This window comes from Phreatobacter aquaticus, from assembly GCF_005160265.1.
Classification (GTDB): Bacteria; Pseudomonadota; Alphaproteobacteria; order Rhizobiales; family Phreatobacteraceae; genus Phreatobacter; species Phreatobacter aquaticus.
The window spans coordinates 469,176-482,986 of record NZ_CP039865.1; the positions used below are offsets into that span (position 1 = coordinate 469,176).

Below are 13,811 nucleotides of genomic sequence, written 5' to 3' on the forward strand. Positions count from 1 at the left end.
TGGATCGGCCACACGACCCACCTGTTTCAGCTGGAGCGGTTGTCGTTGTCGCGGCGCACAACCCATCTCTGATAGATCTGACCCCCCACCAGGGCTGCAACGACCAGGATGATGTAAGACCGTGTGAGACTGCTCTGCCAGGCCCCGAGCAATGTGGAATCGGAAGGTGCGGGTAGCGCGCCCACAAGCGGCTGGCGCGCCGCTTCCTCCAGCATCCGGTAGAACCCCAGCGCAGCAGCCGCAGGCAGCGCGACGACGGCCGCGACAAGAAGGCCGCGCACCTTCTGCGCCCAGGCAGAGCGGCGCAGGGTGATCCAGAGGCCGAGACAGCCATGGATCCAACCCGGCGCGAGCAACGCGAGTTGCCAACCCTCGTTGCCCGAAGCCGCAAGGTTCGAGACTGTGCGGCCATAGCTCTGCGGAACGTCGAACAGCGTCAAGGTCAGCCGCGTCGCGACCACGTGGCCGATCAACAGCAAGGGGAGCGAGAAGCCTGACGCAATCCGCAGGATCTCGATGACCGGAAGCCGCCAATGGCGACGCAGGAACACGGTGCGCAGCGCCAGCGCGACGTGGATGACGGCCGCGCCATAGAGCAGCACGGTTCCAGGCCGGCTATGCCAGAGACGCATCGCCAGGCGCAGCCCTGCCTCGGCGTGATCGAGCGAGATCGCGCCGAGGGCATGGTTCACAAGATGCGACAGGATATAGGCGAACAGCACCACGCCTGAGCCAAGCCTCAGGCGGCGGATCGCCTGGTCGCTCACGCCAGGCAAGCCTCGAAGCCGGCCTTGATCTTGTCCACCGGCAATTCGCGGCCGATGAAGACCAGCTTGGATTCGCGCTTCTCCTCGTCCTTCCACGCACGCTGATGATCACCATCGAGGATCATGTGGACCCCCTGGAACACGAAGCGGTCGGGATCGTCCTTGAACGCGACGATGCCCTTGCAGCGCAGGATCTTCGGTCCCTCGACCTGTGTCAGGTCCTGGATCCACGGGAAGAACTTGTCGGGATCGAGCGCTTTATCGGAGCGCAGCGCCACCGACTGCATGTCCTCGTCGTGATAGTGCTTCAGGCCATGGCTCGGGTGATCACAATCGGGGCCGGTGTGATCATGGTCGTGATGATGATCATGATCGTGATGGTGGTGATCGTGGTCGTGCCCATGATGATGGTGGTCATGACCGTGATGATCATGGTCGTGCTCGTCGCGCACGAGGAAAGCCGGCTCGATCTCCAGGATGCGCTCGAGGTCGAACGCGCCCCTGCCCAGCACGGCATCCAGCGGGATAGCGCAACGCTGCGTCCGATGCAGCACGGCATAGGGATTGATGGCACGAATGCGGGCTTCCACCTCGCGCAGCTGGGCCGGCGTTACCAGATCGGTCTTGTTGAGCAGGATCACGTCGGCGAAGGCGATCTGGTTCTTGGCCTCCGGCGCGTCTTTCAGGCGGTCGATCAGCCATTTGGCGTCGGCCACTGTCACGACAGCATCGAGGAACGACTTTGCGCCCACTTCCTCGTCGACGAAAAAGGTCTGCGCCACCGGGGCCGGATCGGCGAGGCCGGTCGTCTCGACGATGATCGCGTCGAACTTGCCCTTGCGGCGCATGAGCCCTTCGATGATGCGGATGAGGTCGCCGCGCACGGTGCAGCAGATGCACCCGTTGTTCATCTCGAACACTTCCTCGTCGGCGCCGACCACTAGGTCATTGTCGATGCCGATCTCGCCGAACTCGTTGACGATGACGGCGAAGCGCTTGCCGTGGTTCTCCGACAGAATCCTGTTCAGGAGCGTCGTCTTGCCGGCGCCGAGATAGCCAGTGAGCACGGTGACGGGAATCTTGTCGAGCGTTTGCTTGGCGGGCGATGTGGTGGCGGTCGCTTGGGTCATGAAGGGTCCATCAGCCGAACGGGTCGTGGCTCATATAGGGTGGAATGCGCCGGGCGAAACAGCCCGTCAACTCTGTGTGAGCGCGCCAACGATCTGGCGCGCGTTGTGGCGCATCATCGCGAGATAGTCAGGCGCCGGTCCGCCAGCAGGCGACAGGGCGTCTGAGAACAATTGCCCGCCAACCTTGGCGCCGGTCTCGGCCGCAATCCGCTGCATGGCGCGGGGGTCAGTGATGTTCTCCAGGAACAGGGCCGTGATCCGCCCCTGTTTGATCTGGCGAATGACATTCGCGATGTCGCGCGCCGATGGCTCGGAATCGCTGGCGACACCGCGCAGCGCCACCAACTCTATTCCATAGGCCTTGGAAAAATACTGGAAGGCGTCGTGGTTGGTGAGAATCCGGCGGCGCTCGGCAGGTACCAGCGCAATCATGGTGCGAATCTCGACGTCGAGCGCAGCAATGGCCGTCAGGTATTCTGCCGCATTGTTCTCAAACGCTGCCTTGCCATCGGGATCGGCCGCGATGAGAGCATCCCGGATATTGGTGACATAGATCCGCGCATTGGCGACATTCTGCCAGGCGTGCGGATCGGACGCCGCCGCTCCGTGGGAATGGCCGTGGCTGTGGCCGTCGCCTTCCACGGCCTTGAGCGCCGCAATGCCGGTCGTCGCGGTGACGACTTTCGCCCTCGTGCCAGAGGAGCGGATCAGCCGGCTGATCCAGCCCTCGAAGCCAAGGCCGTTGACGACGACCAACTTCGCACCGCTGAGCGCCCGGGCATCGGCCGGTGTCGGGGCATAGGAATGGGCATCACCGTCGGGGCCGACCAGGCTCGTCACATCGACGCGATCGCCTCCGATGCGGCGGACGAAATCAGCGAGGATCGAGAATGTGGCAACCACCGGCACCTTGACCGGCGCCTGCGCCATGACCGGCGCGCGCAGGCCGAGAGCGGGCAATGCCAATGCGGTGGACAGGAAAGCGCGGCGCGAAACCATGGCAAACTCCTCAGGCTTGATCACGCCTCCCGGTGGCGCGCCGGCCAATAGGTCGGCACCAGTCCACCACGCGGCCCGAAGACGAGCGAGAGGACATAGATCACCCCGGCCATCAGAACGATGGAAGGCCCGGAAGGCGTCGCCATGTTATAAGATAACACTAAGCCCGTATAGCCGGACACCATGCCGATCAGCACAGCGCAGCCGACCAGAGATGTCAGATCGCGCGCCCAGAATTTGGCCGCAATCGCTGGAAGCATCATGAGGCCGACCGCCAGCAATGTCCCGAGCGCATGGAAGCCCGCGACCAGGTTGAGCACGACGAGCCCGAGAAACACGAAATGCGCAGGCGCGCCGGAACGGCTGACCGAGCGCAGGAAGCCCGGATCGACGCAGTCCAGCACCAGCGGCCGCCAGAACAGGGCAAGTGCCGCAAGCGTGACCGTGGTGATGGCGCCAAGCAGGATCAGCGTGGGATCGTCGAGCGCCAGGACCGTTCCAAACAGCACGCGGAACAGATCGACATTTGAGCCGCGCATGGAGACGATGATCACGCCAAGTGCCAGCGAAATCAGATAGAAAGCCGCAAGCGAGGCGTCCTCCTTCAAGGCCGTGAAGCGCGCGATCAGGCCCGACCCCAGCGCGACGATGAAGCCGGCGAGAATGCCGCCAACGGTCAGCGGCAGCAGGGCCAGTCCGAACATCAGATAGCCAACGGCCGCGCCCGGCAGGATGGCGTGGGCCATCGCATCGCCCATCAGCGACATCCGCCGGAGCATCAGGAACACACCGATCGGCGCCCCGCCAAGCGACAGCACGATGGCACCAACAAGCGCGCGCCGCATGAATTCGAACTCGACGAACGGGCCGATCAACGCGTCATACATGGGGATGAAGAGCCTTTCGCCGGCTTCGTGCGGAACGTCAGGCGGCCGCGCAGATGGCGGCGTGGTCGTCGAAAGCCTCGGTCATCCGTCGCGCGGCGAGCAGGTTCTCGGGCGTCAGGACATCGGAAGTCGCTCCCCAGGCGACAACGCGCCTTGCCAGCAGCAGCGACTGGGGGAAGGCCTGTCTGACCGTCTCAAGGTCATGAAGGATAGCGACCACGGTCCGCTTCTCGGTATTCCAGCGCCGCACCAGGTCGAGCAGGTCCGCAGTCGTCTTGGCATCGATCGCCGTGAACGGTTCGTCGAGCAGGATGATGCTGGCATCCTGCACCAGCAGGCGGGCGAACAGCATGCGTTGCACCTGGCCACCCGACAAGGTGCCGATGGCGCGGGCCTCAAAACCGGTCAGGCCAACGGCAGCAAGCGCATGTTCCACGGCATGGCGATCCGCCTTCGACAGGCCGCCAAACAGGCCCGTCCGGCGCCACAGACCCATAGCAACCAGTTCGAACACGGTGATCGGAAAGCTCTTGTCGATCTCGGCCGCTTGCGGGAGATAGGCGACACCGCCCCGCGTGCCGCGCGCAATCTCGATGCCGCCCGATAACGGATTGAGTGCGCCCGCCATGCCCTTCATCAGCGTCGACTTGCCGGCGCCATTCGGGCCAACGATCGCCAGCATGGCACCCGCCTCGATCGCACCATCGAGGTGATGCACCGCCGGATGGCGATCATAGCCGAGCGTCAGATTGGTCAGCCGCACCGCCGGGGCGTTGGGCTTGTCGGTTCCGGCAGGGGCACGAGCGAAAAGAGCGGTCACGATCGGCAATCCGTTCAGCTGGTAGCCCAGAAGATCAGGCCCCAGAGGCCCGCGATCAGTGCAACCGCAACGCCCCCGCGCGCCGGCATCGACATCAGGAGTGCGGATGCCGGGTGCACAACCTCATGGGCATGAGAATGTGAGTGATCGTGGGCGTGATCGTGCATGACAAGGCCTGACGTCGGGATGTGAAGTTATACAATAACATCGGCAATGTCGAGGCAGCCGGCCGAGCGCTCCACGTCCCATCAACGCAAAAAGCGCCACTCCTCGGAGAGTGGCGCTTTTTTGAGGGCATTTGACCAGGATTACTGGCGGTATTGCTGGATTCGGGTGGTGCGCAGGCCAGCGAGGCCATGGCGGTCGATGGAATGCTGCCAGTTGAGGAACTCCTCGACCGTCAGCGTATAGCGCTTGCAGGCCTCTTCCAGGCTCAGGAGCCCACCGCGCACAGCGGCGACAACTTCGGCCTTTCGCCTGATCACCCAGCGATGGGTATCCGGCGGCGGGAGGTCGGCGATCGTCAGCGGACTCCCGTCCGGGCCGATCACATATTTCACCCTCGGACGCATGGGCTCGGTCATAGGTACTCTCACACAACGCACGCGACAGAACACGTCACAGAGGGAGAGTAGCGCCGGGGGGTTAAATTTGGCCTAAATGATGTCAGACGAGTCTGAGATGGATTTTCGGAGACTTCGCACGGCTTTGAACACACCAGCGCCGCGCTGGCTCGGCACGCGATCAAGGGTGCGCCCGGCTGTGCCACGATAGACTAGACGCTGATGCCGGTGATGTTGGCAATCGGCACGGCCTCGCCGCCGACCGTGACTGTCGTGGTGCCCGAAGACGAGTCGACTGCAGTCACGGAACCGCTGTTGTTGACCGCGACCAGCGAACCCGAGCTGTTGACCAGCTCCAGCGAATAGACACCCGCATTCGTGGGCGCTCCGTCGGAGCGAACACCGTTCCACGTATAGCTGCTGGTGTTGCCGGCCTGGATGGTGGCCTTGGCCTCCTGGACCAGGACGCCGCTCGAATCGCGAACTCGAAGCGTATATTCGCCGGCCGCCGGGGTCTTGAACGTCCAGGTGGCGCCGGCAGAGGTCGCGTTCTGCAGGCTCGAATTGTAGGTGACCGTGCGCCCGAGATAGCCGAGCGCGGTTGTCGTCTGGCTACCGGCCTGGGCCGCCAGCAATTTGTCCAGCTTGCTGTTGGTCGAAAGCTGCTGCTCGACCTGAGAATATTGCACCAGCTGCTGGGTGAACGCGTTGGCGTCCATCGGTGCCGTCGGATCCTGATTGCGCAACTGTGCCGTGAGCATGGTCAGGAACGTGTTGAAGTTCGTCGACAGCTGGACCGATGCACTGGACGTGCTCGAGGTCGTGCTGGCGGCACTGGTGACCGAAGCGATCGTCATGTCTCAACTCCTCAAATGCGAATGTCGACGCCGCCGCGAGCGGCCGCGAGACGCGCGTAGATCACTGCACTGGATTGGATGGGGTTCGGCTGGTCGGCCTCGCCGCTGGATGCCCGCTGGCCAGACCCATGACTGTCGCCGCTCTGGTCGCGCGCCGAACCCTGGTTCGACTGGTCCTTGAGCGAGAATTCCATCGAACTGTCCGCGGTGTTCACGCCAGCCTGGCCGAGAGCGCGTTCGAGGTTGCGCTGGTCGCGCTGGAGCAATTCCAGCGTCTCCTGCTTCTCGACGACAATCTTGGACTTCACCCGGCCCTCACGATCGAGCGTCATGGTGACATCGATGCGGCCGAGCTCGGGCGGATCGAGCTTGAGGTCGAAGCGGGTGGATCCGGCGGACGCACGCGCGGCAATCGTCACGGCGAGCGTATTGATCGGCACGGTGGACGCGCTGGCGGCCGTCTGAACCGCGACACGCTGAGCGACCTCTCCGGCAAACGACAACGGACCCGCTGTGTGTTGGGGAACCGGCGTACTCGTTGACGGCGTCGCGGCGGCATCCGCCTGGTTGCCATGAGCGGGCGCGGCATGGGTTGCCGCCTGCTCGGTGGTGGCATTCGCCGCGGGACCGGAGGCCTGTTGAGAGGTCTCGGTCTTTTCCGATTTCGCGGCGGCCTGGCTGGCCTTCGTTGCATCCACCTGGGGCTCGGCTTGGCCGGCAGCCTTGTCTGATGGCGTGGTCGAAGCTGCTGGCGTCGCGCTGGCCGGCGCGGGCGCTTCCGTCTTCGGCTTGGCCGCCTTTGGTTCTGGCTGGCCTTCCGCGCTGGCGGCAGCGAGCCCGAGGGCTGTGGCAGGAATGGCAGCGTCCCCCTCGGCCGTGGCAGGGGCGGCAACGGCGGGGCCAGGAGCGGCCGCATCGATCGCCGGAGCAGCCTCACCCTCTGCCGTGGCTTCAGCCGGCGCCCCTGTCAGGGTCGGGGCTGCAACGGTTGGAGGCTGCTGTTGGACTGGCTGCTGGGCAACCACGACCGCATCGACGGGCGGCTCGGTGACGGCCTTGGCATCCTCGGCCACCTCCGCCTTCTCGGGCATAGTATTGTCGTCCGCACCGGAGGCAGCAGTCTTGGGCTGCGTGGATGCCGGTTGATCCGTGTCAGCAGGTTTGTCGGTTGCGGCTGCAGGCACAGCTCCGGAGGCGACCTCGGCAATCTCGGGCTTGGCGACGGATCTGCGCGCCGTGGCCCGTGTGGCTCGATCCGCGCGATTGTCGGACGTCTCGTCGTCCTGCGCGGCAAGAGCGTCGGCAAACGAGGACGATCCCTGGTCGGCACGGGCCGCCTGACGCGCTGCCCGCATATGCGGATCGTTGCGCGTACTCGATGCTGAGGCCGACCCACTCTGTGACGTTGCCACCACGACGCATATCTCCCGACAGGCAAATGCACTCAACTCCCGATCAGCAAGTGCCAGGCCAGTCGCCACGTCGGAGAAACATCAGCGAATTCAAGGGGCACTATGGGAGGCAGTCGATCTCGGTCAGGAAATCCGTGCCGGGTCCGGCAAGATTTGCCGGGCTGCCCGCGACCCGCTAGACCTTGGGTGACCAAGAAACGTCCAAGGGCTGACACAATGCTTCTCGGCTGCATCGCCGACGATTTCACCGGAGCGAGCGACCTCGCCAACACGCTGGCAAAGGGTGGCATGGCCACCATGCAATTCGTTGGCGTGCCTCAGACGAAGGCGCCTGCCGAATGCGAGGCCGGCGTTGTCGCGCTGAAGAGCCGCACCGTGGCGCCGGCCGATGCCGTCGCCCAGTCGCTTGCCGCCTGCGAGTGGCTCTTGGCCCAGGGGGCGAAGCAGATCCTCTTCAAGTACTGCTCGACCTTCGATTCCACCAAGGAGGGCAATATCGGCCCGGTGGCAGACGCGCTCATCAAACGCCTGGGCGCCGATGTCGCCGTCGTCTGCCCGGTCTTTCCGGCGACGGGACGGACGCTGTTCAACGGCCATCTCTTCGTCAACGGGCGGCTCCTGAACGAGAGCGGGATGCAGAACCATCCCCTGACCCCGATGACCGATCCGGATATCCGCCGTTGGCTCGGCTACCAGACGAAGACCGAGGTTGGCCTCGTCCCCTTCGCCACGGTTCGCGCGGGCGCCGATGCCATCGGCAAGGCGCTGAGCGCCGAAGCCGCGGCGGGGCGCTGCCTCGCGGTCGTCGATGCGGTCGGTGACGAGGACCTCCACGCCATCGGCGCGGCCATCTCCGGGGCGAAGCTCATCACCGGCGGCTCGGGCATCGCATTGGGGTTGCCCGAGAACTTCCGCCGCCAAGGCCTGCTATCGGGTCGCGGCACCAGCTTCACACAGGCGAAGGGCGCCGCCGCGGTCCTGTCCGGTTCCTGCTCGGTCCAGTCGCGGGCTCAGGTGAAGGCCTACACGGCGAAGCACCCGGGCCTAGTGGTCATGCCGGACGACGTCATCTCCGGCGCGATGACGCCGCAGATCGCCTTCGATCATGTCATTGGCCGGATCGCACTGGCCCCCATGGTCTATTCCTCAGCCGACCCCGACGACGTTCGCGCCGCGCAGGAGCGCCACGGCAAGGAGGAAGTGGCGGAGGCGATCGAGGGCTTCTTTGGCGAACTCGCCATCATGCTGGCGGATGCCGGCGTGTCCCGGCTGGTGGTCGGCGGTGGCGAGACCTCTGGTGCTGTTGTCACTGCGCTCGAGGTCGATCGCTTCCATATCGGCCCTGAGATCGATCCAGGCGTGCCGGCACTTGCCGCCCAAGGGCCACGCCCGGTTCGGCTCGCCTTGAAGAGCGGCAACTTCGGTGCCCTCGACTTCTACGACAAGGCGCTGGCCGCCCTCGGTGCGCCATGAGCCCGGAAGAGAGCGCAGCCCGTGAAGGCCTCGTCCGCTGGGGACGGTCCATGTTCGAGCGCGGCCTGACGCCAGGCTCGTCGGGCAATCTGAGCGTCCGCCTTGCCGACGGTTACCTCTTCACGCCGACCAATTCCTGCCTCGGTTTTCTGGATTCCGAACGCCTGTCGAAACTGGACGGCAACGGCAAGCACATCTCCGGCGATCCGCCGACCAAGGAACTGCCGCTCCACTTCGCCTTCTACGAGACACGCCCGAGCGCGCGCGCGGTGGTCCATCTCCACTCGACCTATGCGACCGCGCTGTCCTGCCTGGCCGATGTCGATCCGAATGACGCGATCCCGCCGATCACGCCCTATGTCGTGATGCGCGTCGGGAAGGTACCCATTGTCCCCTATACCCGGCCGGGCTCCGCCGATGTCGCGCCGCTGATCCGCGCCAAGGCCGGCGACCATCCGGCTATCCTGCTGGGCAATCACGGGCCGGTCGTCGCGGGAACCAGCCTGGAAGCAGCCGTCTTCGCCACCGAGGAACTGGAGGAGACGGCGAAGCTGGTCCTGCTCACCCGAGGCATGGCCATCCGTCATCTGGCGGCGACAGAGATCGCCGACCTCGAAGCAACCTTCATGCTGCGCGGCTGAAGCCGAACACGACCCCAAGAGGAAACGCCCATGCCCCGCTTCTCCGCCAATCTCGGCTTCCTGTGGACCGACCGGCCGCTGCTCGACCAGATCGCCGCAGCCGCCAAGGCGGGCTTCAAGGCCGTCGAGATGCATTGGCCCTACGACACGGATCCGAAGGCGGTGCGCGACGCCTGCGCGCGTCACGGCGTGGCCATGCTGGGGATCAACACGGTCCGCGGCGATGTCTCCAAGGGCGAGAACGGCCTTGGCGCCCTGCCCGGCCGCGAGGCCGAGTTCCAGGCCGCCATCGACCAGTCGATCGCCTGGGCGATCGCTGCCGGCGGCACCTCGATCCATGCCATGCCGGGCGTGGTGAAGCCGATCGACATGCCAGCCGCCACCGGCACCTTCGTCGAGAACCTGTCGATCGCCGCCGACAAGGCCGGAGCCCACGGTCTCACGTTGCTGCTTGAGCCGCTCAACCCGCGGGCCATGCCCAACTACTTCTACTCGACCCTCAGGGGCGCAGGCGACATCATCGCGCGCATTGGCAAGCCCAACATCAAGATCATGTTCGACGTCTTCCATGTCGGCGTATCCGAGGGCGACGTGCTGACCAAGCTGGAATACTGGATGCCGCATATCGGGCATATCCAGTTCGCCGCCGTGCCGAGCCGCGCCGAGCCCGACGAGGGCGAGATCGACTTCCGCGCGATCTTCAAGGCCATCGATCGGCTGGGCTGGAAGGGCTGGGTCGGCGCCGAGTACAAGCCACGCGCCGGCACTGACGAGGGCCTCGGCTGGGTGAAGACGCTGGGCGTGACGCTCTAGGCGCGCGCCAGCGCCTCGGCGAAGGCGTGGCTGTCGGGATAGACCTCGAAGGCCGCGACCTTGCCATCCTCGAAGCGGAAGATGTTGGCCGCCCGGACGCGCAGGTCTTCGCCGCTCGCCCTGACGCGCCAATGGCCTGAGAGCACGATCGCGACGCCACCTTCGCCCGCGATCGTCTGCACGGTCTCGATCGAGACGATCTCCAGATGTTCGGCCACCCGCTTGAAGAAGGTGATGACCTTCGCCCGGCCTTCCCAGACGCCGGCCCAGGGCACGAGACCAACCGGCCCGTTCCAGCGGACAATCACATCGTCGGTGGTGACGGCGGCAAGGGCGCCAGCATCGCCGGCCTTCAGCGCGGCATACCAGCGGTCAAGGATCATCTGGCTCATTGTGCTGTCATGCCGCCGGTTCGCGCTCAGCGCAAGACGCGGATGATGCGGGTCAGGTCCAGCAATGTCACAAGGGCCGAGGCGACATAGGTGAGCGCCGCAGCCCTCAGCACGGATTTCGCCGCAGGCAGGTCAGCCGGCGGCAGATATCCACCCTGGTCGAGGATTGGCAGAGCCTTGCCGAAGCTCGCGTCGAACTCCACCGGAAGCGTGATGAGATGCATCACCAGCCGCGAAGCGAGCAGCGCCAAAGCCACCACGATCTGCAGGATCACCAGGGGCAGCGAATGGACGAAGGTGAGAACCAGAGGCACGGTTGCCAGCAGCACACCGGCTGCGATCTCGAAGGTCCGTGCGCCACTCGCCATGCTGATCCGGGTCATCAATAGCTTGTCGCCATCGCGGTGTTGGATCGCGTGGCCGACTTCATGGGCCGCCACCGCGACCGCCGTCACTGAGCGCCCGTCGTGGATATCGGGCGAGAGCCGCACCACCTTGTCGATCGGGTCGTAATGATCGCCCCGGTCGGTGACTTCGACGGCGACGCCGGATAGCCCGGCGCGCTCCAGAAGATGGGTCGCGAGTTCGCCACCGGTGCCGGGGAAATCGCTGCGGTCGGCCGCATGCCGCGCCATCTGGGACCTGACCCAGAATTGCGGACCGAAGATCAAAGCGGCGAGGGCGATGGCGCCAAGGGCAATTAGAAAGGGCATGACCTATAGGTCGTCATGACGAGCCCTCGTGTTCAAGGGCTTTGTCGCTGCGGCCGAACGCCCCGCCTCACGCCAGCCAGCGCTTGCGCCGCTTGTAGCTCTTCACGTCCCGGAAGCTCTTCTTGTTGCCCTCGGCGATGCCAAGATAGAATTCCTTCACGTCCTCGTTCTCGCGCAGCGCACTGGCCTCGCCGTCCATGACGATGCGGCCGGTCTCCATGATGTAGCCGAAGGTGGCATAGCGCAGCGCCATCGCCGTGTTCTGCTCTGCGACCAGGAACGACACACCCTGGCTGGCATTGAGTTTCTGGACGATCTCGAAGATCTCGTCGACCACCTGAGGCGCCAGCCCCATGGATGGCTCGTCGAGCAGGATCATCTTCGGCCGGCTCATCATGGCGCGACCAACCGCGCACATCTGCTGCTCGCCGCCTGAGGTATAGCCGGCCATCGAGCCGCGCCGCTGCTTCAGCCGCGGAAACAGCTCATAGATCATCTCCAGGTCCTGCCGGATCGCCGCCTTGCCGTCACGCCGGGTGAAGGCGCCGGTCATCAGGTTTTCCTCGATCGACAGATGCCCGAAACAGTGCCGGCCCTCCATCACCTGGATGCAGCCGCGCCGCACCAGATCACTCGGCGACATATGGTCGACCTGCTCGCCGTCGAACAGGATCGACCCCTTGGTCACCTCGCCGCGCTCGGCATGCAGCAGGTTGGAGATCGCCTTCAGCGTCGTGGTCTTGCCGGCGCCGTTGGCGCCGAGAATGGCAACGATGCCGCCACGCGGCACGGTCAGCGACACCCCCTTCAGCACGAGGATGACGTGGTCATAGACGACCTCGATATTGTTGACCGACAGGATCGTGTCGGTCGCAGGCTCTGCGGCTGTCGCGGTCGCGCTCATGGGAAGGCCCGGTCCGTTCGGGAGAATGGGGGAGCCACGGCGGTCCGCGGCTCCCGATCGTGTCAGACGCTTACGAGCGCTGGTCGCAGGCTTCCGTGCGCTGCGGCCAACCGGCATTCGACTGCGCGTATTGCTTGGCGGCCTCGTCAATCAGCGGCCTGACAACCTCGCGGATCGGGGCGATCCAGTCGGTGTCGCGGACATAGCGCTGGCCGTCCCAGCGGGCGACGAACACGTTGTTGCCGCCGCTGTGGTCGGCGCAGGTGAGCCGCATCGGGGCGGCGAAGCCCTCCATGCCGATCTCCTTCAGCCGAGCCTCGGTGAGGTTCAGCGTCTCGAAGCCACGGCGCACATCCTCAGGCGTCACCACCTTGCGGCCGGTGATCGTCTGGGCGTTGCGGATCGCCTCCACCATCAGCATCGAATTGTAGACGCCGCGATTGTAGAGGTTCTCACCGATCCGGTCGCGCGAGGCGACCCGCGACAGGTTGCGATCCGCCACGAACTTCAGGATGTCCTGGATCACCGGGAAGTTGGTGCCGGCCTGATGGAAGCTCAGCGTGCGATAGCCGGTCGCCTGGGCGCCGCCCGCGCGGGCATCGTCATCGCCACCAGCCCACCAGACGCCGACGAAGCGATCCATCGGGAAGTTGTTGCGCACCGCCTCACGCACAGCGGTCGGGTTCATCGCGCCCCAGCCCTGATTGTAGAGATAGTCCGGCCGGTCGCGACGGATGTTGAGCCAGACCGAGCCCTGGTTCTGCATGTCGGCCGCAGCCACCGGATAGAGCTTCAGGTTGAAGCCATAGCGCTGGGCCAGTGCCTGCAGGGCCGGGATCGGCTCCTTGCCATAGGGCGCATCGAGATGGATCAGACCGAGCGTCTTGCCGCGCAGCTTCTCAAAGCCACCTTCGCGCTGGGCCATGTAGGAGACCATGACGGCCGCGCCGTCCCAATAGGTGACCGGCGGATTGAAAATCCACGGGAAGCGGTTGCCGTCCGCCGCAGCGGAGAGCCCATAGGCCATGGACAGCATCGGGATCTTGTCGACCGCGGCGCGCGGAATGAGCTGCAGCGTGATGCCGGTGGAATAGGGGTTCACGACGACCGGATTGCGGGTACGGATCGAGTCGTAGCACTCGACGCCCTTCTTGGTGTCGTAGCCGGTCTCGCATTCCTCGATCTGGATCTTGACGCCGTTGATGCCGCCGTCGCGCTGGTTGATCAGTTCGAGATAGTCGCGCATGCCATCGGCAATCGGCACGCCGGACGAGGCGAAGGAACCGGTGCGATAGGTCAGCAGCGGGATGAAGATGCTCTCCTGCGCCTGCACGGGCTGAGGGGCAACCGAGGCTAGGCCCGCCGCGAGCGCGGTGGCGGCCAGGGTCCACTTGAAGCGTGTCATGGATAGTCCTCCTTGGGGCGCGCCGGGCGGAGGCT

Annotated in this window: 15 protein-coding genes; 3 read left to right on the forward strand and 12 right to left on the reverse strand. The window is 65.1% G+C overall.

What is annotated here, in order from left to right:
• Positions 1-26: 26 nt before the first annotated feature.
• The 8 genes from E8L99_RS02060 to E8L99_RS02095 form a co-directional block, all read right to left on the reverse strand.
• Positions 27-767, reverse strand: a complete 741-nt coding sequence (locus tag E8L99_RS02060) for a hypothetical protein (RefSeq protein WP_215907044.1) — start codon at positions 765-767, stop codon at positions 27-29.
• On the reverse strand, positions 764-1,897 hold the full coding sequence (locus E8L99_RS02065) for a CobW family GTP-binding protein (RefSeq protein ID WP_137097989.1): 1,134 nt from the start codon (positions 1,895-1,897) through the stop codon (positions 764-766). The genes E8L99_RS02060 and E8L99_RS02065 overlap by 4 nt, the downstream gene beginning before the upstream one ends.
• Positions 1,898-1,963: 66 nt before the next feature.
• The gene (locus E8L99_RS02070) at positions 1,964-2,896 is read right to left on the reverse strand and encodes a metal ABC transporter substrate-binding protein (protein ID WP_137097990.1); all 933 of its coding nucleotides are present in this window, start codon (positions 2,894-2,896) and stop codon (positions 1,964-1,966) included.
• Positions 2,897-2,916: 20 nt separating this feature from the next.
• Positions 2,917-3,783, reverse strand: coding sequence for a zinc ABC transporter permease AztB (gene aztB / locus E8L99_RS02075; protein ID WP_137097991.1), 867 nt, complete (start codon positions 3,781-3,783; stop codon positions 2,917-2,919).
• A 37-nt stretch (positions 3,784-3,820) separates the two neighbouring features.
• A complete protein-coding gene (gene aztA, locus E8L99_RS02080; protein WP_391527510.1) occupies positions 3,821-4,546 on the reverse strand; it encodes a zinc ABC transporter ATP-binding protein AztA in 726 nt (241 codons plus the stop codon).
• A 365-nt stretch (positions 4,547-4,911) separates the two neighbouring features.
• Complete coding sequence (gene sciP, locus E8L99_RS02085) at positions 4,912-5,187, reverse strand: CtrA inhibitor SciP (RefSeq protein WP_038301404.1); 276 nt, start codon at positions 5,185-5,187, stop codon at positions 4,912-4,914.
• Between the two features lie 191 nt (positions 5,188-5,378).
• Positions 5,379-6,023 (reverse strand): flagellar hook assembly protein FlgD, encoded by a 645-nt coding sequence (locus E8L99_RS02090; RefSeq protein WP_137097992.1) that lies wholly within the window; start codon positions 6,021-6,023, stop codon positions 5,379-5,381.
• 11 nt (positions 6,024-6,034) lie between these two features.
• Positions 6,035-7,378, reverse strand: a complete 1,344-nt coding sequence (locus E8L99_RS02095) for a flagellar hook-length control protein FliK (RefSeq protein ID WP_137097993.1) — start codon at positions 7,376-7,378, stop codon at positions 6,035-6,037.
• Positions 7,379-7,651: 273 nt separating this feature from the next.
• Between E8L99_RS02095 and otnK the strand changes: the two genes are divergently transcribed.
• The 3 genes from otnK to E8L99_RS02110 are packed head-to-tail and all read left to right on the forward strand — an operon-like array spanning position 7,652 to position 10,362.
• Positions 7,652-8,908: a 3-oxo-tetronate kinase gene (otnK, locus tag E8L99_RS02100; protein ID WP_137097994.1), complete on the forward strand. Its 1,257-nt coding sequence runs from the start codon at positions 7,652-7,654 to the stop codon at positions 8,906-8,908.
• On the forward strand, positions 8,905-9,549 hold the full coding sequence (gene otnC, locus E8L99_RS02105) for a 3-oxo-tetronate 4-phosphate decarboxylase (protein ID WP_137097995.1): 645 nt from the start codon (positions 8,905-8,907) through the stop codon (positions 9,547-9,549). Before otnK ends, otnC begins: the two co-directional genes overlap by 4 nt.
• A 30-nt stretch (positions 9,550-9,579) precedes the next feature.
• Complete coding sequence (locus E8L99_RS02110; protein WP_137097996.1) at positions 9,580-10,362, forward strand: hydroxypyruvate isomerase family protein; 783 nt, start codon at positions 9,580-9,582, stop codon at positions 10,360-10,362.
• Here E8L99_RS02110 and E8L99_RS02115 read toward each other — a convergent pair.
• The 4 genes from E8L99_RS02115 to E8L99_RS02130 form a co-directional block, all read right to left on the reverse strand.
• Positions 10,359-10,754 carry a nuclear transport factor 2 family protein gene (locus E8L99_RS02115; protein WP_137097997.1) on the reverse strand — a complete coding sequence of 132 codons (396 nt, stop codon included), beginning with the start codon at positions 10,752-10,754 and terminating at the stop codon, positions 10,359-10,361. The genes E8L99_RS02110 and E8L99_RS02115 overlap by 4 nt on opposite strands.
• 26 nt (positions 10,755-10,780) lie before the next feature.
• The gene (locus E8L99_RS02120) at positions 10,781-11,467 is read right to left on the reverse strand and encodes a zinc metallopeptidase (RefSeq protein WP_137097998.1); all 687 of its coding nucleotides are present in this window, start codon (positions 11,465-11,467) and stop codon (positions 10,781-10,783) included.
• A 67-nt stretch (positions 11,468-11,534) separates the two neighbouring features.
• The gene (locus E8L99_RS02125) at positions 11,535-12,371 is read right to left on the reverse strand and encodes an ABC transporter ATP-binding protein (RefSeq protein ID WP_137097999.1); all 837 of its coding nucleotides are present in this window, start codon (positions 12,369-12,371) and stop codon (positions 11,535-11,537) included.
• A 70-nt stretch (positions 12,372-12,441) separates the two neighbouring features.
• The gene (locus tag E8L99_RS02130) at positions 12,442-13,776 is read right to left on the reverse strand and encodes an ABC transporter substrate-binding protein (RefSeq protein WP_137098000.1); all 1,335 of its coding nucleotides are present in this window, start codon (positions 13,774-13,776) and stop codon (positions 12,442-12,444) included.
• Positions 13,777-13,811: the final 35 nt, after the last annotated feature.

Excerpts from the sequence above, each read along its gene's own strand:
- E8L99_RS02065 (WP_137097989.1), bottom strand. The coding sequence starts at position 1,897 with ATGACCCAAGCGACCGCCACCACATCGCCCGCCAAGCAAACGCTCGAC.
- E8L99_RS02070 (WP_137097990.1), bottom strand. The coding sequence starts at position 2,896 with ATGGTTTCGCGCCGCGCTTTCCTGTCCACCGCATTGGCATTGCCCGCT.
- aztB (WP_137097991.1), bottom strand. The coding sequence starts at position 3,783 with ATGTATGACGCGTTGATCGGCCCGTTCGTCGAGTTCGAATTCATGCGG.
- sciP (WP_038301404.1), bottom strand. The coding sequence starts at position 5,187 with ATGACCGAGCCCATGCGTCCGAGGGTGAAATATGTGATCGGCCCGGAC.
- E8L99_RS02090 (WP_137097992.1), bottom strand. The coding sequence starts at position 6,023 with ATGACGATCGCTTCGGTCACCAGTGCCGCCAGCACGACCTCGAGCACG.
- E8L99_RS02095 (WP_137097993.1), bottom strand. The coding sequence starts at position 7,378 with ATGCGGGCAGCGCGTCAGGCGGCCCGTGCCGACCAGGGATCGTCCTCG.
- otnK (WP_137097994.1), top strand. The coding sequence starts at position 7,652 with ATGCTTCTCGGCTGCATCGCCGACGATTTCACCGGAGCGAGCGACCTC.
- otnC (WP_137097995.1), top strand. The coding sequence starts at position 8,905 with ATGAGCCCGGAAGAGAGCGCAGCCCGTGAAGGCCTCGTCCGCTGGGGA.
- E8L99_RS02110 (WP_137097996.1), top strand. The coding sequence starts at position 9,580 with ATGCCCCGCTTCTCCGCCAATCTCGGCTTCCTGTGGACCGACCGGCCG.
- E8L99_RS02115 (WP_137097997.1), bottom strand. The coding sequence starts at position 10,754 with ATGAGCCAGATGATCCTTGACCGCTGGTATGCCGCGCTGAAGGCCGGC.
- E8L99_RS02120 (WP_137097998.1), bottom strand. The coding sequence starts at position 11,467 with ATGCCCTTTCTAATTGCCCTTGGCGCCATCGCCCTCGCCGCTTTGATC.
- E8L99_RS02125 (WP_137097999.1), bottom strand. The coding sequence starts at position 12,371 with ATGAGCGCGACCGCGACAGCCGCAGAGCCTGCGACCGACACGATCCTG.
- E8L99_RS02130 (WP_137098000.1), bottom strand. The coding sequence starts at position 13,776 with ATGACACGCTTCAAGTGGACCCTGGCCGCCACCGCGCTCGCGGCGGGC.